The following is a 26459-nucleotide window of genomic DNA, read 5'->3' on the forward strand; positions in this document are numbered from 1 at the left end:
GAAAAAGAATTAACTGATAACGGATAACGATTCACTGTAAAATGGAAGAATCTAAAAAGGTATACTGGAAAGGCATCGAGCAGTTGGCAAACAATCCAGAGTTTGTGAAGAATGCTCATCACGAATTTGCTCAGCCTGGTCCGGAAGAAGACCTGGGACATTCGCGCAGGGATTTTTTGAAGATGATGGGCTTTGGCGTGTCTGCCGTTGCATTGGCTGCGTGTGAGGCACCTATCCGCAAAGCTATTCCTTATGTTAACAAGCCGGTAGATATAGATCCGAGCTTACCAAACTACTACGCTTCATCGTATGTTAACGGTGGCGACTACTGTAGCATTGTTGTAAAAACTCGCGAAGGTCGTCCGATCAAAATAGAAGGTAACGCACTCTCCAATGTAACCAAAGGTGGGGTAAGCGCACAGGTAGAAGCATCTGTACTCTCTTTATATGATAACGCCCGCCTTCGTGGCCCGAAGGTTGGAAAAGATAAAATCAGCTGGGAAGATCTCGACAAACAAGTAATTGCAAAACTGAACGAGATCTCTGGTAAGGGTGGACAAATCAGAATTGTTAGTAACACGATACTGAGCCCAAGTACAAAAGCTGCTATTGAAAAATTCAAAGCAACATACGCTTCAACACAACACATTCAGTATGATCAGACATCTTCATACGGAATTGTTAAAGCAAATGAAGAATCGTTCGGTGCTGCTGTTGTACCTTCTTATGATTTCAGCAAAGCTAAAGTTATAGTAAGTGTTGCTGCTGACTTCATCGGTAGCTGGATTTCTCCTATAGAATTTACAAAACAATACGCATTAACCCGCGAGGTTACAGAAGACAAACGTGATATGTCTCGTCACTATCAGTTTGAATCTATACTCTCGATCACCGGTGCCAATGCAGACTACAGAACACAAATCAAACCTTCAGAAGAAGGCGCTGTAGTGATTCAACTCTATAATTTACTCGCAGGTAAAGCAGGACGTCCTACCGTAAGTGGTGGCGTAGAGAAAGCTAACATTGCGAAAGCAGCAGAAGAACTTTGGACTAACCGCGGCAACGCTTTGGTAGTAGCAGGTTCTAACGACAAGGCTATACAAGTGGTTGTTAACGCAATCAACGATATACTCGGAAGCTACGGCACTACAATCGATCTGAACACTCCGGTAAATTTCCGCCAGGGTGACGATGTAGCGATGTCTAACTTCGTAAATGAATTAGAAGCAGGAAAGATCGGAGCAGTAATTTTCTATAACTGTAACCCGGTATATGATTTCCCTGCTGGTGACAAGATTGCTGCTGCATTGAAAAATGTGGAGCTGTCTGTTGCTACAAGCTATAAAGAAGATGAAACCGGAACGCTTGCCAAGTATATGGCTCCGGATCATCACTTCCTTGAAGCATGGAACGATGCAGAGCCGAAGAAGAATTTCTTCAGCCTGGGTCAGCCGACTATCACACCTATCTTCAAATCACGTGCAGCACAGGAGAGCTTGCTCGTGTGGTCAAATGAACCGAAGGCTGATTACTTTGAATTTGTAAAAAATAACTGGAGAACCTGGTTCTATAAAGATCAGACTTTCGACTTCCAGAGTTTCTGGGATAAATGCCTGTATGATGGCGTATACGAACTGCCGCCAACGGCTGCTGCAGCTGTAACATTCGCAGGTAATGTAGGTGCCGCTGCTGATGCAATTGCAAGCAACTACAAAGCAGGAGCATGGGAACTGGTGATCTACGAAAGTGGTAACATCGGTAATGGTTCACAAGCCAACAACCCGTTATTGCAAGAGCTTCCGGATCCTATCACAAAAGCTACATGGGATCACTATGTAACGGTTGCTCCGAAAGATGCTAAAGACATCGACTTCTCTGAAAGCGTAACAAAATACGCAACCATCACTTTCAACGATAAAACTGTAAAACTTCCAATGCTTGTTCAGCCAGGTCAAACTCCTGGTACAATAGGTATACCTGTAGGTTACGGTCGTACGAAAGCTGGTAAGGTTGCTGATAACATCGGGCAGAATGTATATCCGTTCGTTGCTCTTGTAAATGGTTCACTGAGCTACAGCGCAACAGTAACCTTTACTCCAACAACGGAAACATATCAGATAGCACAAACACAAACTCACAACACCTATATGGGCCGTGAGACTGTAGTGCAGGAAACATTATTGTCTGAGTATAAAGACAAGAACTGGGATCGTGATTTCCATCCGTCAGTAGCAACCTGGACAGATCCAGAACACAAAGTAGCCCCGGGCGAGATTTCATTGTGGAAAGGTCATGAGTATAACAACCACCATTGGGGAATGGCGATCGACCTGAACACATGTACAGGTTGTGCAGCTTGCGTGGTGGCATGTAACGTAGAAAACAACGTAGCACTGGTAGGTCGCGAAGAAGTAATCAACCGCAGAGAAATGCACTGGTTACGCATCGACCGTTACTATAGCAGCGATGCTCCTGCTGATGATTGGAGAGGTATAGAAGTAGCGGCTGAAAATCCGGATGTAGTATTCCAGCCGATGCTGTGCCAGCACTGTAACAACGCACCTTGCGAAACAGTTTGTCCGGTAGCAGCAACTACACACAGCACGGAAGGTCTCAACCAAATGACCTACAACCGTTGTATCGGTACGCGTTACTGTGCAAACAACTGTCCTTATAAAGTAAGACGTTTCAACTGGTTCAAGTACCACGATAACCGTCAGTTCGAAACCGCTAACCCGGCAATGAACTCAGACTTGGGTAAGATGGTATTGAATCCGGATGTAACGGTTCGTTCACGTGGTGTAATGGAGAAATGTTCATTCTGCGTGCAACGCATACAAGCTGGTAAACTCACCGCGAAGAAGGAGAGAAGACCATTGAAAGACGGAGAGGTGGTAACAGCATGTGCTGCAGCCTGCTCTACCGGAGCGATCGTATTCGGAGACATTAACAATCCGGAAAGTAAAGTATCGAAGCTTCTGAAAATCAGACCGATGGATGAGAAACATCCTCACCGCATCGACAAGATTGCAGACAACCCGCGTGCTTACCAGGTATTAGAAGAAATTGGTGTGAAGCCAAACATCTGGTACCTCACGAAAGTAAGAAACAAGGATGCTGCTAAAGCATAAGCTGCATACTCACAGATAATAACTTATAACGAATAACGGATAACTTTTTAGATAAATGCAAGTTACGTCATCAGTTCGCGATCCCCTGGTAACCGGTGGTAAAACGGTAAAAGATGTTTCGCACGATATCAGCCGACACGTAGAGAATAAACCTCCGAGATCATGGTGGTTGGCACTGGCTGTTTCGCTGGTAGTTTTTGCCTACGGACTTTACTGCGTATGTACAGTGCTCTGGCATGGGATAGGAGTTTGGGGATTAAATAAAACAGTAGGTTGGGCGTGGGATATCACGAACTTCGTATGGTGGGTTGGTATCGGTCACGCAGGTACACTGATCTCTGCGATCCTCTTGCTGTTCCGTCAGAAGTGGAGAATGTCCATCAACCGTGCTGCAGAAGCGATGACGATCTTTGCCGTTATCTGTGCGGCAACATTCCCGCTCATTCACATGGGACGTCTCTGGTTAGGTTTCTACTGGGCGCTTCCACTGCCGAACGCATTCGGTTCTCTCTGGGCAAACTTTAACTCGCCTCTGTTGTGGGACGTGTTCGCGATCTCGACATACTTCACGGTATCATTGGTGTTCTGGTATATAGGTCTTATTCCCGACTTTGCTACGATCCGCGACCGCGCGGTAGTGCAAGGCAACCAGATCCGAGCAGCCGTATATAATGCGTTGAGCTTCGGCTGGCAAGGTGGTGCTAAAACCTGGATGCGTTACGAAGCCGTAGCGCTGATTCTGGCAGGTCTCTCAACACCACTTGTATTGTCTGTTCACACGATCGTATCCATGGACTTTGCTACTTCGGTTATTCCGGGATGGCACACAACAATCTTCCCGCCATACTTCGTGGCTGGTGCGATCTTCTCAGGCTTCGCGATGGTACTAACTCTGCTGTTGATTACCCGCGTAGTATTTAAACTCGAAGACTATATCACGATATACCACATTGAATTGATGAACATCATCATCATCGTAACCGGTTCAATTGTAGGTATCGCATATATCACGGAGTTGTTCATCTCCTGGTACTCAGGTGTTGAATACGAAGGATATGCATTCTATAACCGCGTACAAGGTCCTTATGCATGGGCATACTGGTCAATGATGACTTGTAACGTAATCTCTCCTCAATTATTCTGGATCAAGAAGATCAGAATGAGCATCGTAGCAACATTCGTGCTCTCGATCATTGTAAACATAGGTATGTGGTTCGAGCGTTTTGTGATTATCGTTACATCACTGCACCGCGACTATATCCCTTCGAGCTGGACCATGTTCCACCCGACGATGTACGATATCGGTGAATACGTATTCACATTCGGATTGTTCTTCACAGCGTTCCTGCTCTTCGCCAAGTTCTTCCCGGTGATTAACATGGCAGAGGTGAAAAGCATTGTGAGATCAGACTCTGAAAAAGTAGGTCACAGTTCACATGTAGAAGAAGAAGTTCACGCTTAATAAGACTTGAAGAAATGACTGCAGATAAAAACTTTTTAGTAGGCGTATTTGATAACGAAGAAGTACTGCTGGACGGCATCAGCAAAGTGCGCTCGACTGGCCTGAAAATACACGATGTATTCTCTCCATTCCCGGTACACGGTATAGATGATGCATTGGGATTGAAAAGATCCCGTCTTCCAAGAGCTGCTTTCTTATTCGGTCTTACCGGTACCAGCCTTGCATTAACCATGCAGATATGGATGCTCGGATACGACTGGCCAATGATCATTGGTGGTAAGAACTTCGCGTCACTTCCTCCATTTATCCCTGTGACCTTCGAGTTAACAGTTCTTTTGGCTGCGTTAGGTATGGTGGCAACATTCATGATCGTAAGTGATCTGAAGCCCTATAAATGGCCACGTCAGTTTGACGTGAGAAGCACAGACGATAAACACGTAATGGCTATCGATCTGGCCCTGAACGGTGGTAAAAGCAAAGAAGAGATTTCTCGTATCCTGAAGGATGCCGGTGCTTCTGAAGTAAATGAAAAGAATTTTGAATAATCATAGAATATTGACCATGCGCTTTGTAACAAGCTTGTTCGTAGGACTTTCAGCTGCAGTGTTGTTAACATCATGCGGTGCCGGTGGTGAAGATCAGGGTACAGAATATGCACCTAACATGTATCACTCGGTTGCTTACGAGCCCTATACTCAGATCGTAGATGAAGATGCAGGACGTTGGGTTACATCCATTGATTACCCGGACGGACACGCAGAGTACTTCAACTCAAATAAATTCAATCCGAATCGCATGAACATGCGTGAGTCAGCTCCCAATACAGTGAGCCGCAATAAAAACGGATGGCTTCCTTACCGCCTCGGTAAAGACAGTCTGGCGTATGCATCTGCGCACATGAAGAATCCATTAGATTCAACAGCAGAGATTATAGCTTCTGGTAAAGCGCTATATGAAATGTACTGCGATCATTGTCACGGACCAAAAGGTGCTGGTGATGGTAAAGTTGCAGCCGGTGTTAAGATTGACGGTGTTCAGAAAGGTAACTACAACGGTGTGCCTGATTATAAATCTGATGCATTGAAGAATATATCAGAGGGTCACATCTTCCACGTGATTACGCACGGTAAAGGTCTGATGTGGGCGCATGGTTCACAGATCAGTCCGGAAGATCGCTGGAAGATCGCCAAGTATGTAAAGACACTTCAAAAATAAAAGGCAGTTATCAGTTGCCTGAATAATGCTGGGAAGCTGATGACTAAAGAACTTTAACGGATAACAAATAACGATTAACGAATAACGGAACTGAAATGGCTCATCACGTAGAAGTTGCTGAAGAACAATATGTATTTAGACCGGAGACCAAGAAGAAGCTATACATACTCCTTGTTGTAGGTATAGTAGTATTCGCGTTGGGCCTCGTGTTGGCAATGAATGACAGTGGTCATCATGGTGCAGCACACGGAGACGGTCACGCTGTAGTAGCGGAAGCACAGAAACTGGTAGCATCTGCAGACCAGCATGGCGCGGCTTCAGAAGGTCATGCAGCACATGCAGACGCTGGCCACCACGCTGAAACAAAACCGTGGGTAAAAAGACTATTCAGCACACTCTGGATGAACAATGTGTTCTTCACAGGACTTGGTATAATTGGTTTATTCTTCGTAGCCATTCAATACGCAGCACAAGCTGGCTGGTCAGTAGGCGTGAAGCGTGTTCCACTGGCAATGGGATCGTGGATTCCGGTGGCTGGTATATTAATGCTTGGACTCTGGTTCCTTACTCACCACGATATTTTCCATTGGACACACAGCTACCTTTACGATGTAAATGGTGCTGAGTTTGATAAAATCATAAACAAGAAGGCTCCGTTCTTCTTCTGGCCATTGGCTGGTGGTACTTTCCCGCTGTTCTTTATTGCGCGGATGGTAATCTTCTTCGGCCTCTGGTATTACTTCTTTGTTCAGATCAGAAAAAATATGCTCGCTGAAGATCTGGAAGCTACAAATGCTTACTGGTATAAAAACCGTGTAACAGCAACCTGGTTCCTTATCTTCTTCGGTGTAAGCTCTTCTGTATCTGCATGGGATTGGGTGATGAGTATCGATACACACTGGTTCTCAACCATGTTTGGCTGGTATGTATTCGCGAGCTGGTGGGTAACAGGTTTGGCGGTGATCACCTTGATCGTAGCACACCTGAAGTCTGCAGGCTACCTGAAAATTGTTAACTCGAATCACCTGCACGATCTTGGCAAATTCTGTTTCGCATTCTCGATCTTCTGGACCTATATCTGGTTTGGTCAGTTCCTTCTGATCTACTACGCAAACATTCCGGAAGAGACTATATATTTCTACGAGCGTATGAGAAACAGTCCTTATAGCTGGATATTCTACCTGAACCTGATTCTGAACTTTGTACTTCCTTTCTTGTTATTCATGACGAGAGACGCGAAGCGCCAGATCTCTATGTTGAAAGTAGTATGCCCGGTTATCATCGTTGGTCACTGGTTCGATTTCTTCAATATGGTAACACCAGGTGTTATGAAATTGGAAGGAGGAGTAGGATTCCTGGAAATAGGTGTAGCACTGATATTTGCAGCTGTATACCTGTTGGTTGTTCTGAACAGCCTGTCGAAATTCCCGCTGTTCGGAAAGAATGATCCGATGTTACAAGAAAGTCTTCATCACCACATTTAATATTTAGAAAAGCGCTATGATGAGTTTGATTATTTTTCTAGGTGTTGCTCTGGTCCTTGCGATCCTGTTCATGATCTTCCGGATCAGCACCCTGGTAGGTATTGCGAAAGGAAAGAAAGAAGGTTACGTAGGAGCAAACAATGGAGTTCACGGTACGCTCTTTATCATCTTCATGGTGGTGGGACTCGTTGCTTTCTTTTGGTATTCATATGCCCATTTTGATGAGTATACACTTCCAATAGCTTCGGAACATGGTAAGGAAACAGATAAGTTGTTCTGGATCACAATGGCAGTAACGGTGATCGCATTTGCGATCATCAGTATTGTAATGTTCGTGTTCATCTATCAGTACAGATACAACCCAGCAAGAAAAGCAAAATTCTTCCCGGACAACCATATATTGGAATTGACCTGGACGATTATCCCGGCTATTGTACTTGCTGTATTGATCTTTACTGGTCTCCGTACATGGAATGAAATCACTGCACCTGCATCAAAAGATGCTGAGGTGATCGAAATTATAGCACAGCAATTTGCGTGGACAGCGCGTTACCCTTCAAAAGATAAAGAGCTTGGAAAGGTTAACTATAAATTGATCGATGCTGTAAATGAATTTGGTCTCGATCTGTCTGACAAAAATTCTTATGATGACTTCAAGTCATTGGAACTTCACTTCCCGGTAGATGAGGAAATCCTTTTGAAGATCAGAGCAAAAGATGTATTGCACAGCGTGTTCCTGCCACACTTCCGCGTGAAGATGGATGCTGTACCCGGTATGCCGACACAATTCAAGTTTAAGGCTACCAAAACGACCGAAGAAATGAGAATAGAGACAGGCAATCCTAATTTCAATTACGAATTGGCTTGTACAGAGATATGCGGTAAAGGTCACTTCTCGATGAGAATGCCGGTTATCGTAGAGGACAGAGAATCATATGATCGCTGGAAAGCTTCACAGGAAGCTTGGTTGAAACAGAATCCGGATTACCTGAAAAATGTACCGGCTCAACTGAAGGAAGCAGCTATGATTAAGGCCGGATTACAGAAAGATCCAGGGGCAGGGGTAGCAGCAGTGACAGAATAAGTTTTTCGAATCTAAGAATTATCAAGACATGGCAACGACCGATATTCACATCCATCAAGACGTACACCATCACGATGATCACGGCCACGAGCATGATGAGCATCATGAAGGTAACTTTTGGACAACCTATATTTTCAGCCTCGACCATAAAATCATCGCCAAGCAATTCCTGATCACGGGTATATTTTGGGCGTTGTTAGGAGGAACACTCTCGGTGATCTTCCGTCTTCAGCTTGGTTTCCCGGATATGAATCTGGATTGGTTGAAACCTGTGCTGGGCGAATGGATCACTCCAGAAGGAAAGCTTGATCCTGAGTTTTACCTCGCGTTGGTTACAATGCACGGAACCATCATGGTGTTCTTTGTATTGACTGCCGGCTTGAGCGGTACATTCTCAAACTTCCTGATTCCGTTGCAGATCGGTGCACGCGATATGGCGTCTGGTTTCATGAACATGCTTTCATATTGGTTCTTTTTCTTATCCAGTGTTGTAATGTTCGTTTCATTGTTCCTGGAAACAGGTCCTGCAGGAGGTGGATGGACTATATATCCTCCGTTGAGTGCATTGCCTCAGGCAATCAAAGGCTCCGGCATGGGTATGACCCTGTGGCTGGTAGCCATGGCGTTGTTCATTGTAAGTTCATTGCTGGGTAGCATCAACTATATTACTACTGTAATCAACATGCGTACCCGTGGTATGTCATTCACCAGAATGCCACTTACTATCTGGGCGTTTTTCTTCACAGCAATCATCGGTATACTTTCGTTCCCTGTACTTTTCGCAGCTGCATTGTTATTGATCTTCGATCGTAGCTTTGGTACCAGCTTCTATCTGTCGGATATCTATATCGGTGGTGAAGCATTGGCGCACGATGGTGGTAGCCCGATCCTGTTCCAGCACTTATTCTGGTTCCTCGGTCACCCGGAAGTATATATCGTATTGTTACCTGCGTTAGGACTTTCTTCGGAGATTATTGCGACAAATTCACGCAAGCCAATCTTCGGTTACAAAGCGATGATCGGTTCTATGCTCTTCATTGCAATCCTGTCGTTCATCGTATGGGCGCACCACATGTTCGTAACGGGTATGAACCCATTCCTGGGATCGATCTTCATGCTGTTGACGCTTATCATTGCTGTACCATCAGCGGTTAAAATATTCAACTATGTAACAACATTGTGGAAGGGTAACATTGTGTTTACGCCTGCTATGTTGTTCTCGATTGGTCTTGTATCGTTCTTCCTGACAGGTGGTATCACTGGTATATTCCTCGGTAACTCTGCGATCGATATTCAATTGCACGATACATACTTCGTAGTGGCTCACTTCCACCTGGTAATGGGTAGTGCATCGTTCTTCGGTATGCTGGCCGGTATATATCACTGGTTCCCGAAAATGTTCGGTCGTATGATGAATGAAACACTTGGACAAGTACACTTCTGGATAACATTCGTTGGTGTATACCTGGTGTTCTTCCCGATGCACTATATCGGTATAGCTGGTTTCCCAAGAAGATATTACTCTTGGACCAACTTCGAAACGTTCAGCGGCTTTGCTGACTTGAATATGCTGGTGTCTGTAGCGGCTATCTTAACACTTGCTGCACAGTTCATCTTCCTGTTCAACTTCTTCTATAGCATCTGGCGCGGTCGTTTGGCTCCGCTCAACCCATGGAATTCAAATACACTGGAGTGGACTACACCACGCAAACCTGGTCACGGTAACTGGGTAGGAGAGATCCCATCTGTATATCGCTGGCCGTATGACTATAGCAAGCCGGGTGCAAAAGAGGATTTCATCCCGCAGCACATCCCATTCTCAGAAACACCTGAGTCGAATCTTCCGCACGAGAATGAGCTCATCAAGCTTGAGACATCCAATGGGGAAGGAGCGATCATTATAGAAGGTAATAAACACTAATAAAATTCAGTTCAAGGTTTCAGATTTCAGATTCAGCATTGATCTCTTTCAATACTGGATCTGAAGTCTGGAACCTTAAACTTTATAGCCCATGCGGTCTTTTCGCAGACTTACGATCTCAACCCTTATTGCTGTTTACCTGTTGATCCTGGTAGGGGGAATTGTACGCAGCACTGGCTCGGGTATGGGATGTCCGGACTGGCCGAAATGCTTTGGCAACTGGGTGCCTCCAAAATCTGTATCGGAACTTCCTTCTGACTATAAAGACATCTACGCGCAGTATCGCGAAAAGAAGAACATCAAGTTTGCCAAGTACCTGCGTGCACTGGGCATGGAAGACACCGCAGAGAAATTACTCAACGATCCTTCGGTTCGCGAAGAGAGTGATTTCAATCCTACCAAAACATGGATTGAGTATGTCAATCGCATCGTAGGTGTTGTCATCGGCTTTTTGATCTTCGCAGTTTTCATATCATCACTTCGATTCTGGAAGACAGAAGGCAGACTCACAGTGATATCGTTCGTGACATTTTTACTGGTAGGATTTCAGGGATGGATCGGCTCTTTTGTTGTATCGACAAATCTTACTCCATGGACGATAACCGTACACATGTTTCTGGCCATTCTCATTGTAGCATTGCTGGTATACCTGGTGCATCGAAGCAGTTATGTAACAACGATTGATTCACCAATCGGATTCTGGTGGCTGATTGTATGCATGGCCGTATTACTGGTACAAACATTACTGGGTACGCAAGTGCGCGAAGCCATAGACAATGTTTCGGCCTGGGCCATTCGTGAAGCGTGGATTTCGAACCTCGGTGTTGAGTTTGTGCTGCACCGTTCGTTCTCCTGGATCGTACTCGTTTTGCATGTTGGATTAATCTTCAATTTGCGTAAAACTGTGCACTCAAAAGCTTTCCTCCTTACCCTAATCGTGCTAATTTTGGGCACCATTTTAACAGGCGCGGGCATGGCGTACTTCGCTGTTCCGCCCTACCTTCAGCCGCTGCATCTGCTGTTCGCCACCGTTACTTTTGGAGTGCAGTTTTTGTTGTTGCTGAAGCTTAACCGGAAACAAGAACCTGTAGTAACGAATTGATGGTAGCGCAACAAATACATGATCTTACGGGTGCAGCGTTTGTAGCAGCAAAGGCTAAAGCATACTGGGAGTTGCTGAAGTTCAGACTCTCATTTCTCGTTGCATTTTCATGTGCTTTTGGTTTTGTATTGGCAACACCACGTGTTGACTGGTTTATACTCACCATGGTATTTACGGGAGGTTTTCTTCTTTCTGGTTCATCGGTTATCGTGAATCAGATCATCGAAAAAGATCTTGATAAATTGATGACACGTACCATGTCAAGACCGTTGCCAACCAATCGTGTTACGATAAACGAAGCGATTCTGGTTTCGGCATTTTGCTTTATAGCAGGTGTTGGTTTGTTAATGAAATATACCAATCCACTCACAACAGCACTCTCCATACTTTCCATGGTGCTATATAGTTTTGTATATACTCCGTTGAAACGTGTTGGTCCGGTTGCTGTGTTTGTTGGTGCTATACCGGGTGCTCTGCCTCCTTTGTTGGGCTGGACTGCAGCTACCGGTAATATATCACACGAAGCATTGATCATCTTTGGTATACAATTCATCTGGCAGTTTCCTCACTTCTGGGCTATCGCCTGGGTAGCTGATGAAGACTATAAAAAGGCTGGATTTAAATTATTACCGTCAAGCGGAGAGAAAGACTTGAACACAGCTGTGCAGATTATGATCTATACCATGTGTCTCATTCCGCTGGGAATGTTACCGGCTACATTTGGTATTACGGGTGTGAACTCGGCTATAGTAGCAACGATTTGTGGCGTACTGTTCTTTGCACAGACATTTTCATTGATGAAGTCCGGTGACAGAAAGGCCGCACTTAAAATTATGTTCGGATCTTTTCTATACTTGCCGATTGTACAGATTGCATACTTGTTGGATAAAGTTTGACAGATAAAGAAGGGAAGGAAACAATATGGTACCAGATATTAAAATCGTAGAAGAAGCCAAGAGACCACTGGCCATGAACCCGAAGAAGTTCGGATTGTGGCTCTTCATTGCAACGGTCATTATGCTTTTCGGTGCGTGGACGAGCGCATATATAGTAAAGCGTGGTGACATGGGTTGGTCTGAAATTATAGTGCCGGATCTATTCTGGGTAAACACAGGTATTATACTCGCCAGCAGTGTAACCATGGTGTGGGCCGTACGTGCTGCACGCAAAGACAATTTTGAGTCATTGAAGATTGCGTTAAGCATTACAACGATACTGGGTATAGCATTCGTGATTGGCCAGTTTATGGCGTATGGTCAGATGGTTGAATTGAAAGAACACTTTACCGGTGGGCCGGTGTCGCATTCATTTGTATATGTGTTGAGTGGTGCGCATGCAGTTCACTTAATAAGCGGTGTGGTTTTTTTGATCTTCGTACTGGTAGCGGTGTTTCAATCAAAAGTACATTCCAAAAACATGAACCAGATAGAAATGTGTGCCACGTATTGGCATTTTTTGGATGTTCTTTGGCTATATTTGTTCGTCTTTCTGCTTCTGAATAAGTAGGAGAGGAACGTAAAAAGAAGGGATTATAGAATGAGATCGGTAAAGATCTGATCTTCACAAAGTAGAAAAACTTGAACTAATAACGATAAATTAAAATGGCAAGTACCTCAGTAGCAACAGCTCCGGGACGGAGCGCTTGGGATGGCGGAGTATCACCAATGGGTGCCAGTTATGGTAAATTGATGATGTGGTTCTTCCTGCTGTCAGATGCTTTCACTTTCTCTGCACTTCTTATTACATACGGATTGGTGCGTTCAGCACACCCGGTATATACAGGTACTGTGCATGCATTTAAATTTTCTGCAGGCTACTGGCCAATTCCGGAAAGAGTATTCGAAGCTGTTCCTTTTTTACACGGTGTAGAAGCTCCGCTGGTTTTCGTAGGTATCATGACCTTCATCCTCATTATGAGTTCTGTTACCATGGTGTTGGCAGTTGAGGCGGGTCATCGTATGGATCGCAAAGCTGTTGAGAAATGGATGTTGTGGACAATCCTCGGTGGTATAGCTTTCTTGAGCTGCCAGGCTTGGGAGTGGGGTCACTTTATCCACGGAAGTGAAACCGGAAGAGCGGTTGTAGAAGGCACTAAATTCTTTGGAGCAAACCTGGTTCACAACCAATATGGTCCTCCTGATTTTGCAGCATTCTTCTTTTTCATTACAGGTTTCCACGGCTTCCACGTATTCAGTGGCGTGTGTCTGAATTTCCTGATATACTATAACACGGTAACGGGTGTTTATGAAAGAAGGGGCCATTATGAAATGGTAGAGAAAGTAGGTTTATACTGGCACTTTGTAGACCTCGTTTGGGTATTCGTATTTACCTTCTTCTACCTTGTATAAATTAAGAAAACGCTAACTGTTAATAGAATAAACATGGCACACGCTCATCAAGAAACTGTACACGTAAATGTATTGCCTCCGGATCGCGCGAAGATCAAGAAACTGTGGATGACAGCATTGATCCTCCTGATCATTACAATCCTGGAGTTTATCGTGGCATTTACGGTTCCGCATGAATATAAAGATCTTCGTGTCTGGATATTCATCACCATGACCATTGTAAAAGCTGCTTATATCGTAGGCGAGTTTATGCACTTGCGCTATGAAGTAAAAGTTTTGATCTGGTCTATTCTTATTCCGATGATCTTCATCGTGTGGATGCTGGTAGCATTCCTGTATGAAGGTATGGCGATCAGTAATGTCAGATAAGATTGTAATCGTATAGATATATACAGGAGGCTTAGGTGCGAACTTAAGCCTCTTTTATTTCATCGCGGAAGCCGATGATTTGAAGGGAAGCGCAATCTATAAATTATGAAAGGCAACAAGTTGATTTTTCTTTTTCTGGCATTTCTGCTGCCGGTGCTGATCTTTTTGTTTCTGAAGTTCTTTGGTAAAAATGAATTTGCTGTAGAGCCGCTCTATAACACAGAAGCCCCCGAAGTGCCATCGGGCTGTGCACCCGTATCAATACCGTATCACGTTCCGGACAGTATTACAAAAACATTCACACTTGAAAAAGACAGTCTCACGCTACTGGTATTTGGCAGGCCAGATAAAGAAGCTTTGACGCAATTAGCACGTGTTGACGAAGAGTTTGACGGTGATGCCATTCACAAGAGGATCATCGCACCGACTCATGCGGAGTATACTTCGCTGAAGCTGTGTATATTCTTTCTGAAGGAACCTTTTGACCTCGTTCTGGTTGATAGAAGAGGAACGATTCGGGGCCAGTACGTAGCTAATGATCGCGAAGAAGTAGACCGGTTGCTGACCGAAATAGCGATCATCCTTAAAAAATACTAACTGAACTATGGAACAAATACTAAATGCCGGCCAGGGCAATGCGAAGCCACAACGAGAGCCGTACAAAAAACTGATTATAGCGGTGTCGATTTTGATTCCGGTAGTAGTGGCAATTCTGTTCGGAGTAAAGATACCCGGATATGATCTGTCTTTCCTTCCGCCTATATATGCAACCATTAATGGTATAACTGCCGTGTTGCTGGTGGCTGCTGTAATTGCTGTAAAGAACAAAAGGCTGAAACTGCATGAGACACTGATGAAGATATGCATGCTGTGTTCTGCGGTGTTTCTGGTCATGTATGTGCTATATCACATGACGAGCGACTCTACACCATACGGTGGTGAAGGTGCTATACGTTATGTATACTTCTTCATCCTCATCACGCATATACTCTTATCTATCGCCATCATACCGCTGGTGTTGTTTACCTTTTCAAAGGCATGGTTTGGTAACTTTGAACGTCACAGGGCATTGGCTAAATTTGCATTTCCGTTGTGGCTGTATGTAGCGGTAACGGGCGTGATCGTATACCTGATGATCAGTCCGTACTACCAATAGGAATCGAAGAAGAGGGAATAAACGGGAACGGATTTTTAAAAGAATATACAGTATGGTAACACGCGTTATAACAACGGCAATACTTGTACTCTTCGTGAGTCTGAATGATGTACTGGCGCAGTGCGCCATGTGTCGCTCTACCCTGGAGAATAATTATTCGAATGGAAATCCGGGTATAGCAGCAGGCATTAATACAGGCATTCTGTACCTGCTGGTGATGCCGTACCTGGCCGTCATGCTGCTAGGATATTTTTGGTATAAATCAAGTAAAAATGCCCGCAAAGAGCTATCTGGAGGCGCTGCTGCAAGGTAGGTGTCCACGGTGCCGTAAAGGCTACGTATTTAAGTATCCGGCAAGGAACCTCTCCAGGTTTACCATCATTAACGAGCGTTGCCAGCACTGTGACGTTCGCCTGGAGCCTGAACCCGGTTTTTATCAGGGCGCTATGTATGTCAGTTACGGTTTTACCGTAGCGATGCTGGTGACGATGAGCATTATATACTATCTTTTCTTTCCGGATCGCTCCGAATGGTTCTATATAGGCACGTTCATTGCGCTGATGGTAATTCTTATACCCGTTAATTATCGTTCGTCCCGGATACTATATCTATATCTTTTCGGAGGACTCAAGTACCAGGGTGAAAAGTAGCTGGCAGATTTCCGGCTGCTGCTAACGATTAACGGATAAGGTTCATTAACTTTAAACGGATCTCTGGCGTAACACAATCTTGAAACGGAAAGCAAGACTCATTGTAGCAGGTATACTTTTTCTGGCAGCAGGACTCATTGCTGCCTACTATGCCTATCAGCGCCCATCCCCTCCGTTGTATGCCGCTAAATTATCAGAAGCCGTTACGAAGGAAGTAGAAGCACTCGAGCAACAGGCAGTTGCAATCCTGGAAGCAGGAGCCAACAGCACGATTGAATATACACGCGATCATCACCAGTTTTCTTTTTTTCTCTACGAACGCGGTGAACTGCTCTACTGGACCGACAACAAATTTGTACCAACCTTTGCTTCTGTATCCGATCCATTTATACTCAAGCTGCTCAAGGCCGGCAACAGCGATTACCTCGCCCGCAAGTGGGCTATCAGTGGTCATAAATTCCTGGTAGGCATCATTCCGCTATATAAGCGATACCCGATCACTAACGATTACCTCAGCACCGAGTGGAACACACGCATCTTTCCGGCCCGCAGTATATTTATACTTGAAGCCAATGCAACGGTGGGTATGCCCGTTTGCATCAAAGAAAATTGTCCGTTCAAAGTAAGTATACTCAATGAGCAGTTGTTGTTTCCCGAACGTGCAACCGCTGCGGTGTTATTGATTGGTATTGGACTTGTACTGATAACGATATGGGTATATAAACAGATACGCTCTATAAAATACCCGGAGATTGGTTTTATACTTCTCTATCTTTTCTTACTCGGCCTGCGCACGGTTATGATCGAGCTGAACTTTCCGGCAGGATTTATTTCTTCTGATCTTTTCAATCCGCAGATATTTGCTTCGTCTTCATTAAATGCTTCGCTGGCCGATCTCGTGCTTAACGAGATAGCCGTACTCTTGCTCTGCTTCTATATATTCAGACACTATAGGCGCTTTAAAGGATTGCTGTGGCTTATGCATCACCGGGTATGGTCGTGGCCGGCATCCATCGTACTGGCAGTATGTATATTCTTTGCTGCATTGTTCCCGTTTGTTGTTATTCAAACATTGGCGAATAATTCGATTATTGTATTGGATATAGCGGAGTCGCTGGAAGTTAATGTATTACGCATGGTGGCACTCGCAGCGATTGTTATAGCCGGCATATGTTCTTTCCTGTTTTCACATGCCTTTATACGGCTGCTTATACTGAATAAAAACTACGTGAAGATTATCGTGGAATTTGTTGTGGCTACCGGCATCTATATACTGATCAATGAATCTACAGGACAACAGTATATTTCATCTTTGGTAATGATAGTGCTCTATAGTGCCGTGGTATATATACTGAAACTGTATAAAAGTCTGCAGCGATTGAGCTTTGCCACCTTCGCGTACCTGTTTGTAACGTTGTTCTTCATGGCAGCCAACGGAGCCTATACCGTTCAATACTTTACGCACAAAAAGAAGATTGAAAGTCAGTTCCGGTTTGCCAGCAACTTTTTGATTGATCGTGACGATTTTGGCGAATACCTGCTATCAGAAACGGCTTCAAATGTAGCGCGCGATGTGTTCATTCAGAAACGGATCAGCAGTTTGTTCCTGAGCTTTGACGCCATTCGGCAGAAGATACGACAAGTATTTCTTCCGGCTTATTTCAATAAGTACGATGTCGATATATTTCTTTTCAATGCGGCCGGCCAGCCCATCGATGATCTCACGTCCACCAGTTTCTCGGAACTTGTGGCGCGTTATGATCAGGAAGCCTATAGAACGCAATATGAAAATGTATACTTCATTAACAGTCCGGAGGAAGAAGTAACGCAACAATACCTCGTGCGAATTCCGATACGCAAGTCGGGCACGACTACAGCGCATGTAGTATTACAGCTTTCGCTGAAAAAAATCATCCCCGAAAATGTATACCCGGAGCTGTTGGTGGATAATCGCTTCAAGCAGTTCTTCCGTGAGCAGAATATAAGCTATGCAGTATTTGCGAATGAAAAAGTATTGTATGGTTCCGGAGATTTTAACTACGATCAGTTATTTGATACGTCACTGTTTGGCGATCCTGCCATTCATACAGTCGGAAAAAAGTATAACGGCTACGACCATATAGCGGTGGAAGATGAGAACGGTCGCATAGCCGTAGTGTCATCACCAAGTACTTCTGTTACCTATCGATTGTCCAACTTTTCATTTTTTATTGTAACTGGTCTTGCCATTATACTCGTGCTCATTGTTGGGCAGGGATTAGTAAACTATATACGGGGCGATAAACTATATTTCACAGCACGCATTCAGCTATTACTGAACCTCTCGTTTTTCCTGCCGCTCATCATTGTGAGTTTTGTTACCCTGCAACTCATTAGTCGCTCATCGCAGAACCAGTTGAATGACGAGTACCTGCGCAAAGCACGCACCATAGGCGAACAGATCTCCGGCCGGTTAAGCGATGTAGCCAGAGCGGGGGCCGACTATGTAAACAGTTTCTTTGAAGGACAGGTTAACAGCATGGCCAAGCTCGATAACCTCGATATAAATATATATAGTCCAAAAGGTGTATTGATCGCGACCAGCCAGCCGATGATCGAGGCAAACGAAATACTGTCCGACTATATCAACTCAAACGCCTTGCATAAGATACGTGCCGGTCAGCACTTGTTTATTGATACAGAGCAGGTCGGTAAGTTGCAATACTTTGTGGCATATACTGTATTGAAGTCACCGGTAAGTGGTGATGTAATTGGTGTATTGGCCATTCCGTTTTTCCGTTCGGGAGCATCACTGGAGCGCGTGCAGATCAACATTTTTACCAACATCCTGAATATATTTGCGCTCATCTTTATAGCCCTTGTCGTACTCGCGTATTTCGTTTCCAAGTGGCTTACGTTTCCGCTGGAGTTCATTACACAATCACTCAAGCGTACGTCACTTACTAAAACCAATCAGCCGCTGGTGTGGAAGGCCGATGACGAAATCGGGTTGATGGTGAAAGAGTATAACCAGATGCTCTATAATCTCGGAGAAAGTAAAGCAGAGCTAGAGCAGACGCAGCGCGAACGAACGTGGCGTGAAATGGCGCAGCAGGTCGCTCACGAGATCAAGAACCCGCTTACGCCTATGAAGCTCACCCTTCAGCAACTGGAGCGAAATATACAGTCGGGTAACAACATCACCGAGAAGGCATCCAAAGCAGTATCAACATTACTCACGCAGGTAGATACACTCAATGATATAGCATCATCATTCAGTGCCTTTGCTAAAATGCCTGAACCGGTAATCCAGTCTGTTGAGTTGGTAAGTCTGCTAAGGCGCACGGTTGATCTTCACAGCCACTCGGGAGAAATTATATTCCGCAACAGTGTAAAGGAACTCCATGTTTCCGGAGATGAGCAATTGCTTGGTCGTACGTTCTCCAATATTATACTCAATGCGTTTCAGGCGGCACGTCCGGGAGAAGCATCGGTGGTACATGTTACGGTGCAGCGAAAGGATAATATAGCCTCGATAGCGTTTCAGGATAACGGTAAAGGTATAGAGGCGGAAGTAGCCGAGCGAATCTTTGTGCCGCACTTCACAACCAAAAAATCCGGATCAGGTTTAGGACTCGCCATTGCGCGCCAGGCCATTGAGCAGATGAAGGGACGCATCTGGTTTGAGACAGAGATAGGGAAGGGAACTACTTTCTTTATCGAAATGCCCTTAAGAGGTTAACCATCTATTCTACTCTATCCATAACATTCAGCCTTCTGCTTAAATTTTAATGTTGGTGAGTTTGTAACTTTTTAACAGGAAGGCGGTAATTTCAATGCAACCCCTGCAGCCGGGGGCTTGTCTTTTACTTATTAACACAAACTCCCCATGGTTAGAAACTATCTGCTCATTGCGATCCGTAATATTTTTCGGAACAAGCTTTTCTCCACGGTAAATATACTGGGACTTGCTTTTGGAATTGGTAGTGCCCTGCTCATATTCTTATGGGTTAATGATGAACTGGGTGTTGATAAATTCCATGCGAATGGCGACCGGCTGTATCGCGTTATGGAGAATCAGAAATATAGCGATGGCAAGATATATACCTTCATGTCTACGCCCGGCCCAATGGCACCTTTTATTAAAGATAAATATCCCGAGATAGAGAAGGCAACGCGATGGACGTGGCAAATGAGTTACCTGTTTCAATATGAGGACAAGTCTTTCTTCGAGCAGGGATTTTATGTAGACCAGGATTTTATCGAGATGTTCTCATTCCCGTTTGTGGCCGGCGATGTAAATACGGCACTGAAAGAAAAAAACTCGATCGTGATCAGCGAGAAACTTGCGAAAAAATACTTTGGTGAAGAAGATCCGTTGGGAAAAATACTAACGCTGAATACAAAAACAGCCTATACCGTTACCGGTGTGGTAAAAGATATACCCAAAAACTCATCGATACAGTTTGAATACCTGTTGCCCTTCCATGTGTTTATGGATGAGAACAAAAGCTGGCTTGACGAATGGGACAATAATAACGTTCGCACATTTTTACTGCTGGCTGAAGGTACCAATGAAGAAGACTTTGCGAAGAAGTTCAAGTATGAGATCAAAGAACATGTGAAGGAAACAAATGTAGAGTTGTTCGTTCAGCCGTTCAATGAATCGTATCTCTATAATCAATATGAAAATGGTGTGCAGGATGGCGGGCGCATCGAGTATGTAAAGATATTTTTCATTGTGGCCATCTTCGTGCTCATCATTGCGTGCATCAACTTCATGAACCTTTCTACAGCGCAAGCCACCAAACGTGCCAAGGAAGTTGGTTTGCGTAAAGTGATTGGTGCTGTGCCGCATCAGCTGTTCCGCCAGTTTATGGGCGAGTCGTTTTTAACGGTATGCCTATCCGCAGGAATAGCATTCTTGCTGGCGTTGATCCTGATACCGATGTTCAATGAAATTACCGGAAAGGCGCTTAGCCTGAATATGCTTGATGTTAAAACGTTACTCATCTTCTGCGGTATCATCATAGCAACAGCATTTGTTGCCGGAAGTTATCCGGCACTGTTCATCTCCGAATTTAAACCGGCACAGGTATTAAAAGGACAACTCAAGAGTGGGAGCAAAGCGGCTGTATTTCGCAAGGCATTGGTGGTAGTACAGTTTTCACTTTCGATTATTCTTATCATCAGCACCGCGGTTGTATTCAGACAAATGGACTTTATGCAGAACCGCGATATAGGTTTCGAGCGTGAAAATTTATTTTCCGTATGGGCGGAAGGAGAGATACCTCAAAAGTATGAGACATTCCGAAGTCGCCTCGCGGCCATGCCCGGTATAGAAGCAATTACGGCATCCAGTCAGTTACCGATCGATGTAGGAAACTCAACCTACGGTTTGCAGTGGGAAGGTAAAGACGAGGACGAACGCATTCTCTTCTCGAACATGGATGTAGACTATGACTTCATTCAGACGATGAAGATGACCATGATAGAAGGCCGCCCGTTCGATCGTAACCTGATTACAGATACGAGTAATTATATCGTAAACGAAAAGGCTGCTGCTAAATTTGGTTTCAAGAACGGAACAGCCGGGCAGGACCTTACTATGTGGGAGAAGAAAGGTAAAATTATAGGTGTGGTGAAAGACTTTAACTTTGGTTCGCTGCACAGTCCCATAGAGCCCCTGGTGATGCGGGTAAATGGCGGCTGGCGAAACTGTTTGCTGGTGCGCGCGAAACCCGGCCAGACAGAAGCTGCTATCAGCTCGGTAGAAAAGCTCTGGAAGGAATATGCTCCGGCTTATCCGTTCAAATATACTTTCCTCAACCAGGATTGGGAGGAATTCTATAAAGCCGAAGGACAACGCGGTAAAGTGTTCAACACACTTGCTATACTTTCCATCTTTATATCGTGTTTAGGATTATTCGGTCTTTCTGCTTTCTCGGCTGAACGCAGAACCAAAGAGCTGGGTATACGTAAGGCATTGGGTGCAACGGTGCCCGGACTTGTTCAATTGGTTGGTAAAGAATTTGCGTTACTGGTATTGATCGCATCGTGTATAGGCTGTCCGTTGGGATGGTATATTATGAGCCAGTGGCTGGAAGGCTATGCCTATCACGTAGAGGTTGGCTATATAACACTGGTGATTGCCGCGTTGATATGCCTGGCTATATCGATGCTTACCATTTCCTATCACTCGCTGAAAGTTGCAGCGAACAACCCGGTAAAGAGTCTACGGTATGAGTAGAAGGAGGGAGGCACTATACGCTTAGGCGTATAGTGCCTCTTTTTGTTGTGCTACCTTATCGCTCTCGATATACTCATCGTAACTCATCAGTTTATCGATAAAGCCATTCGGTGTAATTTCAACAATACGGTTTGCTACAGTCTGTGTAAACTCGTGGTCATGTGACGTGAACAGAATCGTACCAGGGAAATCTTTCAATGCGTTGTTAAATGCAGTAATCGATTCAAGATCCAGGTGGTTGGTTGGTTCATCCAGTATCAGTACGTTGGCACCGGCCAGCATCATGCGCGAAATCATGCAGCGCATTTTTTCTCCTCCGGAAAGTACATTACACTTCTTGAATACTTCTTCACCCGAGAATAACATTTTACCCAGGAAGCCGCGGATATATACTTCATCCTTGTTCTCTTCCTCAGCAAACTGACGTAGCCAGTCGATCAGGTTATCGTTCGACTGAAAATATTTTTCGTTGTTGTTCGGTAAGTATGCGGTAGTTATAGTCTGACCGAATTTGAATTCACCGGAATCAGGCTTTACTTCACCCGCGAGTATTTGGAACAGCGAAGTGATCGCAAGACTTTCATTACTCAACACAGCAATCTTGTCACCCTTGTTTACATAAAGATCAAGATTCTTGAATAACGGTGTACCGTTGAGTGAATAGCTCAGGTTTTCGATCTGCAGAATCTGGTCGCCTGCAGTTCGCTTCTGCTGGTATATAATAGCCGGGTATCTTCTCGTAGAGGGTTGAATATCGTCTACGTTAATCTTCTCGAGTAATTTTCTGCGGCTTGTAGCTTGTCTTGATTTGGACGCGTTCGCACTAAAGCGCGCAATGAATTCCTGCAACTCTTTCTTCTTGTCTTCAGCTTTCTTGTTAGCTGATGAACGCTGTTGCAAAGCCAGCTGACTGGATTGATACCAGAACGAATAGTTACCGGTATATAATTTGATCGCGCTGAAATCTATATCTACGATGTGCGTACAAACCGTATCGAGGAAGTGACGGTCGTGAGACACAACGATCACTATATTTTTAAATTCCAGCAGGAAGTCTTCGAGCCAGGTGATGGTATGGATGTCAAGATCGTTGGTAGGCTCATCGAGGATGAGTATATCCGGGTTACCGAAAAGCGCCTGTGCTAACAACACGCGTACTTTCTGGTTACCGCTCAATTCTTTCAACAGCTTGTAGTGATCATCTTCGGTTATACCCAGACCGCTCAACAGTGCAGCAGCATCTGATTGGGCATTCCATCCGTCCATCTCGGCAAACTCTGCTTCCAGTTCAGAGGCACGTACACCATCTTCTTCTGAAAAATCAGGCTTCGCATAGATCGCATCTTTCTCCTGCATGATGCTCCACAGCTTGGAGTGTCCCATCATCACCGTGTCCAACACCGGAATCTCATCGTAGGCGTGGTGATTCTGGCGAAGCACGGCCATACGTTTGCCTGGTTCAATGCTGATATTTCCGCGGGTTGGATCAATATCTCCTGCGAGTATTTTCAGGAATGTAGATTTACCGGCACCGTTCGCACCGATCACACCATAACAGTTACCCGGAGTGAATTTGATATTCACTTCGTCAAAAAGTACGCGTTTACCAAACTGAAGAGAGATGTTATTTGCTGCAATCATGTTGTTCTGAAAGAATCAAGCCGCAAAGATAACGAAAAGACTGACGTAGACTTACGCTGATGACGGGAGTGCTCATTAATTTTGAGACGGAGGTGTGTCGCTTCTTAAATTAATGGTTGTTAAAAATTTTCCACATCGTTTATATTCCGGATTTCATCCGATTACGAACCGTTGTTCTATACTGAAAGCTTAACCGGAATTAATGTTTATAGCCGTTATCTTTTTTTGTTGAAATACCTTTCAGCAGGGCATCGATATCGTCATCGTTCCGCAGGTAATTCATTTGAGACACGATCCAGGTGGCACGTCTGTTCATATAGGCTGACGGCGGATTGACCATATACTTCTTCGGGCTGGGCAAACACGCAGCAATAAGCGCAGCTTCGCGTTGGGTAAGTTTACGCGCGGATTTTTTAAAGTAATAGTGTGATGCGGCTTCAATGCCAAAAACACCACGGCCCATCTCCGAAACATTCATATATACTTCGAGGATGCGCTTCTTACCCCAAATCTTTTCGATCATAAACGTAAAGTAGGCTTCAAAACCTTTGCGTGTCCAGCTGCGACCTTGCCACAGAAAAACATTCTTGGCAACCTGCTGACTAATGGTAGAACCACCACGGATAGCAGAAGCTTTTTTACGGTCGTTAAACTCGATAGCTTTTTCTATACTCTTCCAATCAAAACCATTGTGCACCGGGAACAGTTGATCTTCGGAAGACATTACCGCGAGCGGAGCATTGGGTGTCATTTCTTTCCAGGATATATAGTCGCGCTTCAAGCCGTAGCCACTTACCCAGCTTACCAGTTGTGTGATGGTAATAGGCGGATCAACCCATTTTAACAGGACAATGTAAAAGAGCTGCGCAAAGAAAAATATAACAAATGCTTTCTTCAGGAAAGTCCCGGCCTTCTTATAATCCATGGTAACTTAAAAAATGCTGTGCGAAAGTAAAGCAGGAAATATATACCGAAGCACGGAGTGCTTATAAAAAATTAATGACCAGTAAATTTACCCGGAGTTTTAAAAAAATGGGAGAGAAAACTCCGGGTAAAAGTAAATATACTATTGATTCAGTTCTTTGAGTGCAGCCTCCAGGTCGCCCTGAAGTTCAGGTTGCGTGATGGTGCCTTTCAAACCGTTAATTAAGAAGTTAGGCACCTTCTCTGATTTTGAAATTTTGTTTTTGATCTCACCGATCATTTCCAACGCATTGGTCTTGCCATCGAAATCAGAAAGCGCTTTTACTTTTTCTTCGAGCGTATCCCATGAGGTAATTTTCTTTACCTGCTCGGTACGTGTTGCTATAGCTTGTGTATGTTCTGCCGTTCTGCCGTTGATGCAGGCATTGTATTCGTCAATGATCGTTTCAATATCTTTCTTGCCATACGTGCCGTCATCGATCTTCGTTTCTACGATAGGACAGTCTGAGAAGAAACGTGCCGTAATTTTCTTGAAGCTCAGGTTCGGTACTTCGGTGCCAGTGCCATCGCGCTTCAGCAAATAACGGCCATCATACGAAGTCTGGTTCTCCAGTTGAAAAGCGAATAATGATACGTACCCGGCTTTCAACAGCTTCATGAAAGTATATCCGTTAGGACCTTTTACAGGCTGATACGTTTCACCTTTCAGTGAATAAGACTTAACCTGGAAAATAGGAATAACAGTTTTCTTTTTATCAGCACTCGTTACCTGCACTTTTTTATCAGGGCCAAACGTGAGTGGCTTAATGGATCCGGTAATGGTGTCGCCCTTTGTAGTTACCGCGAAGTCTTGCGCAGACATACACTGATAGACCAGCATCAGAACGAGAAAAAGAATGATGTGTATAATACCAAAAGTTTTCATAAGGGATGTTAAAAGCTGTTAGATACAAACTTGGTGTGTGGTGGGGTTATTGTTCTTTGATTTTAAAAATCTACGAAATCGAAATATAAGAGGATTTATCACATGAAGTTTAACTTTTTGATTTCAATCGGTTTGCGTCTTTCAGGGCTTTGCTGATGATCCATTCAAGTTGGCCGTTGGTACTGCGAAATTCGTCTGCCGCCCACTTTTCTACAGCTTTTAAAACTTCCGGATCGAGCCTCAGAACAAAAGGTTTTTTCTGCGCCATGCTATTCTGTTAAATGATTGGACAACAGGCGCCTCAGGGCCCGGTCAAATTCTTCTGGGTTTTGTGTGCCGATAAGCACTTTGTGATTGCCTGGCAATATAAGCCGGATATGTTTTGATCCGCGAATAGTCATGCTCCGTAATTTCTTAAATCTGTTTCGATGATAGCCAATGCCACCCATGTCGAAAAGATTTCTCCGCTGCCGCACTTCATACGAAACGATCTGGTCTTTCGTGATCACTTTCCACGATGGGCTGTTGGGGAAGTAAAAATAGTGAACGCCTTCATCATCAATATATACTTCGAGGCGGATGGAGTAGAGTATCCACGCTACTACCATCCAGCCTCCGAGCGATAACAGAAACAGTATAGCCAGTCCGTTGTCCGACATCGGTTTATCACCCCACGGTTGCCCTAAAATCAACTGCGTATACATACCATACAGGAGCGGTACAATCAGCAGCAACGAGAACGCTGCGAACATATACCACACCCACAGGTTCTGCCTGAACAGTTGCGTCTCTTCAAAGTATCGGCGGCTCATACGAAG

23 protein-coding genes are annotated in these 26459 nt (G+C 44.5%); 18 read left to right on the forward strand and 5 right to left on the reverse strand.

The window, feature by feature from the left end:
• Nucleotides 1-41 precede the first annotated feature (41 nt).
• From ACFQ21_RS16845 to ACFQ21_RS16930, 18 genes are all read left to right on the forward strand, one after another.
• Nucleotides 42-3131, forward strand: a complete 3090-nt coding sequence (locus tag ACFQ21_RS16845; protein ID WP_377580449.1) for a TAT-variant-translocated molybdopterin oxidoreductase — start codon at nt 42-44, stop codon at nt 3129-3131.
• 55 nt (nt 3132-3186) lie between these two features.
• Complete coding sequence (gene nrfD / locus ACFQ21_RS16850) at nt 3187-4593, forward strand: NrfD/PsrC family molybdoenzyme membrane anchor subunit (RefSeq protein ID WP_377580450.1); 1407 nt, start codon at nt 3187-3189, stop codon at nt 4591-4593.
• A gap of 14 nt (nt 4594-4607) precedes the next feature.
• Complete coding sequence (locus tag ACFQ21_RS16855) at nt 4608-5138, forward strand: DUF3341 domain-containing protein (protein WP_377580451.1); 531 nt, start codon at nt 4608-4610, stop codon at nt 5136-5138.
• A gap of 16 nt (nt 5139-5154) precedes the next feature.
• Nucleotides 5155-5808 (forward strand): c-type cytochrome, encoded by a 654-nt coding sequence (locus ACFQ21_RS16860; protein WP_377580452.1) that lies wholly within the window; start codon nt 5155-5157, stop codon nt 5806-5808.
• 95 nt (nt 5809-5903) lie between these two features.
• Entirely contained in the window at nt 5904-7292 is a 1389-nt protein-coding gene (locus ACFQ21_RS16865; protein ID WP_377580453.1) for a quinol:cytochrome C oxidoreductase, read from the forward strand.
• A gap of 16 nt (nt 7293-7308) precedes the next feature.
• The gene (locus ACFQ21_RS16870; RefSeq protein ID WP_377580454.1) at nt 7309-8376 is read left to right on the forward strand and encodes a cytochrome c oxidase subunit II; all 1068 of its coding nucleotides are present in this window, start codon (nt 7309-7311) and stop codon (nt 8374-8376) included.
• A gap of 28 nt (nt 8377-8404) precedes the next feature.
• On the forward strand, nt 8405-10297 hold the full coding sequence (locus tag ACFQ21_RS16875) for a cytochrome c oxidase subunit I (protein ID WP_377580455.1): 1893 nt from the start codon (nt 8405-8407) through the stop codon (nt 10295-10297).
• Nucleotides 10298-10388: 91 nt separating this feature from the next.
• On the forward strand, nt 10389-11399 hold the full coding sequence (locus ACFQ21_RS16880; protein ID WP_377580456.1) for a COX15/CtaA family protein: 1011 nt from the start codon (nt 10389-10391) through the stop codon (nt 11397-11399).
• Nucleotides 11399-12295: a heme o synthase gene (gene cyoE, locus ACFQ21_RS16885; RefSeq protein WP_377580457.1), complete on the forward strand. Its 897-nt coding sequence runs from the start codon at nt 11399-11401 to the stop codon at nt 12293-12295. Before ACFQ21_RS16880 ends, cyoE begins: the two co-directional genes overlap by 1 nt.
• Nucleotides 12296-12320: 25 nt before the next feature.
• The gene (locus ACFQ21_RS16890) at nt 12321-12905 is read left to right on the forward strand and encodes a cytochrome c oxidase subunit 3 (RefSeq protein WP_377580458.1); all 585 of its coding nucleotides are present in this window, start codon (nt 12321-12323) and stop codon (nt 12903-12905) included.
• Between the two features lie 95 nt (nt 12906-13000).
• On the forward strand, nt 13001-13747 hold the full coding sequence (locus tag ACFQ21_RS16895) for a cytochrome c oxidase subunit 3 (protein ID WP_377580459.1): 747 nt from the start codon (nt 13001-13003) through the stop codon (nt 13745-13747).
• Between the two features lie 33 nt (nt 13748-13780).
• Nucleotides 13781-14116 (forward strand): cytochrome C oxidase subunit IV family protein, encoded by a 336-nt coding sequence (locus tag ACFQ21_RS16900; protein ID WP_377580460.1) that lies wholly within the window; start codon nt 13781-13783, stop codon nt 14114-14116.
• A 105-nt stretch (nt 14117-14221) separates the two neighbouring features.
• Nucleotides 14222-14713, forward strand: a complete 492-nt coding sequence (locus tag ACFQ21_RS16905; RefSeq protein ID WP_377580461.1) for a hypothetical protein — start codon at nt 14222-14224, stop codon at nt 14711-14713.
• 7 nt (nt 14714-14720) lie between these two features.
• Nucleotides 14721-15272 carry a DUF420 domain-containing protein gene (locus tag ACFQ21_RS16910; protein ID WP_377580462.1) on the forward strand — a complete coding sequence of 184 codons (552 nt, stop codon included), beginning with the start codon at nt 14721-14723 and terminating at the stop codon, nt 15270-15272.
• A gap of 52 nt (nt 15273-15324) precedes the next feature.
• Complete coding sequence (locus ACFQ21_RS16915) at nt 15325-15585, forward strand: hypothetical protein (protein ID WP_377580463.1); 261 nt, start codon at nt 15325-15327, stop codon at nt 15583-15585.
• A complete protein-coding gene (locus ACFQ21_RS16920; RefSeq protein WP_377580464.1) occupies nt 15545-15922 on the forward strand; it encodes a DUF983 domain-containing protein in 378 nt (125 codons plus the stop codon). The genes ACFQ21_RS16915 and ACFQ21_RS16920 overlap by 41 nt, the downstream gene beginning before the upstream one ends.
• 79 nt (nt 15923-16001) lie before the next feature.
• Nucleotides 16002-19643, forward strand: coding sequence for an ATP-binding protein (locus ACFQ21_RS16925; RefSeq protein ID WP_377580465.1), 3642 nt, complete (start codon nt 16002-16004; stop codon nt 19641-19643).
• Between the two features lie 147 nt (nt 19644-19790).
• A complete protein-coding gene (locus ACFQ21_RS16930; protein ID WP_377580466.1) occupies nt 19791-22151 on the forward strand; it encodes an ABC transporter permease in 2361 nt (786 codons plus the stop codon).
• Between the two features lie 21 nt (nt 22152-22172).
• On the opposite strand, the gene ACFQ21_RS16935 is transcribed toward ACFQ21_RS16930, so the two are convergent.
• The 5 genes from ACFQ21_RS16935 to ACFQ21_RS16955 all read right to left on the reverse strand — a co-directional run bounded on the left by ACFQ21_RS16935 (nt 22173) and on the right by ACFQ21_RS16955 (nt 26453).
• On the reverse strand, nt 22173-23792 hold the full coding sequence (locus ACFQ21_RS16935; protein ID WP_377580467.1) for an ABC-F family ATP-binding cassette domain-containing protein: 1620 nt from the start codon (nt 23790-23792) through the stop codon (nt 22173-22175).
• 199 nt (nt 23793-23991) lie between these two features.
• Nucleotides 23992-24717 carry a monofunctional biosynthetic peptidoglycan transglycosylase gene (mtgA, locus tag ACFQ21_RS16940; RefSeq protein WP_377580468.1) on the reverse strand — a complete coding sequence of 242 codons (726 nt, stop codon included), beginning with the start codon at nt 24715-24717 and terminating at the stop codon, nt 23992-23994.
• A 141-nt stretch (nt 24718-24858) separates the two neighbouring features.
• Nucleotides 24859-25641: a hypothetical protein gene (locus tag ACFQ21_RS16945; RefSeq protein WP_377580469.1), complete on the reverse strand. Its 783-nt coding sequence runs from the start codon at nt 25639-25641 to the stop codon at nt 24859-24861.
• 109 nt (nt 25642-25750) lie between these two features.
• The gene (locus ACFQ21_RS16950) at nt 25751-25909 is read right to left on the reverse strand and encodes an Arc family DNA binding domain-containing protein (protein ID WP_331978188.1); all 159 of its coding nucleotides are present in this window, start codon (nt 25907-25909) and stop codon (nt 25751-25753) included.
• A gap of 1 nt (nt 25910) precedes the next feature.
• Nucleotides 25911-26453 (reverse strand): hypothetical protein, encoded by a 543-nt coding sequence (locus tag ACFQ21_RS16955; RefSeq protein ID WP_377580470.1) that lies wholly within the window; start codon nt 26451-26453, stop codon nt 25911-25913.
• Nucleotides 26454-26459: the final 6 nt, after the last annotated feature.

Origin of the sequence: Ohtaekwangia kribbensis (assembly GCF_042676245.1) — a bacterium.
Classification (GTDB): Bacteria; Bacteroidota; Bacteroidia; order Cytophagales; family Cyclobacteriaceae; genus Ohtaekwangia; species Ohtaekwangia kribbensis.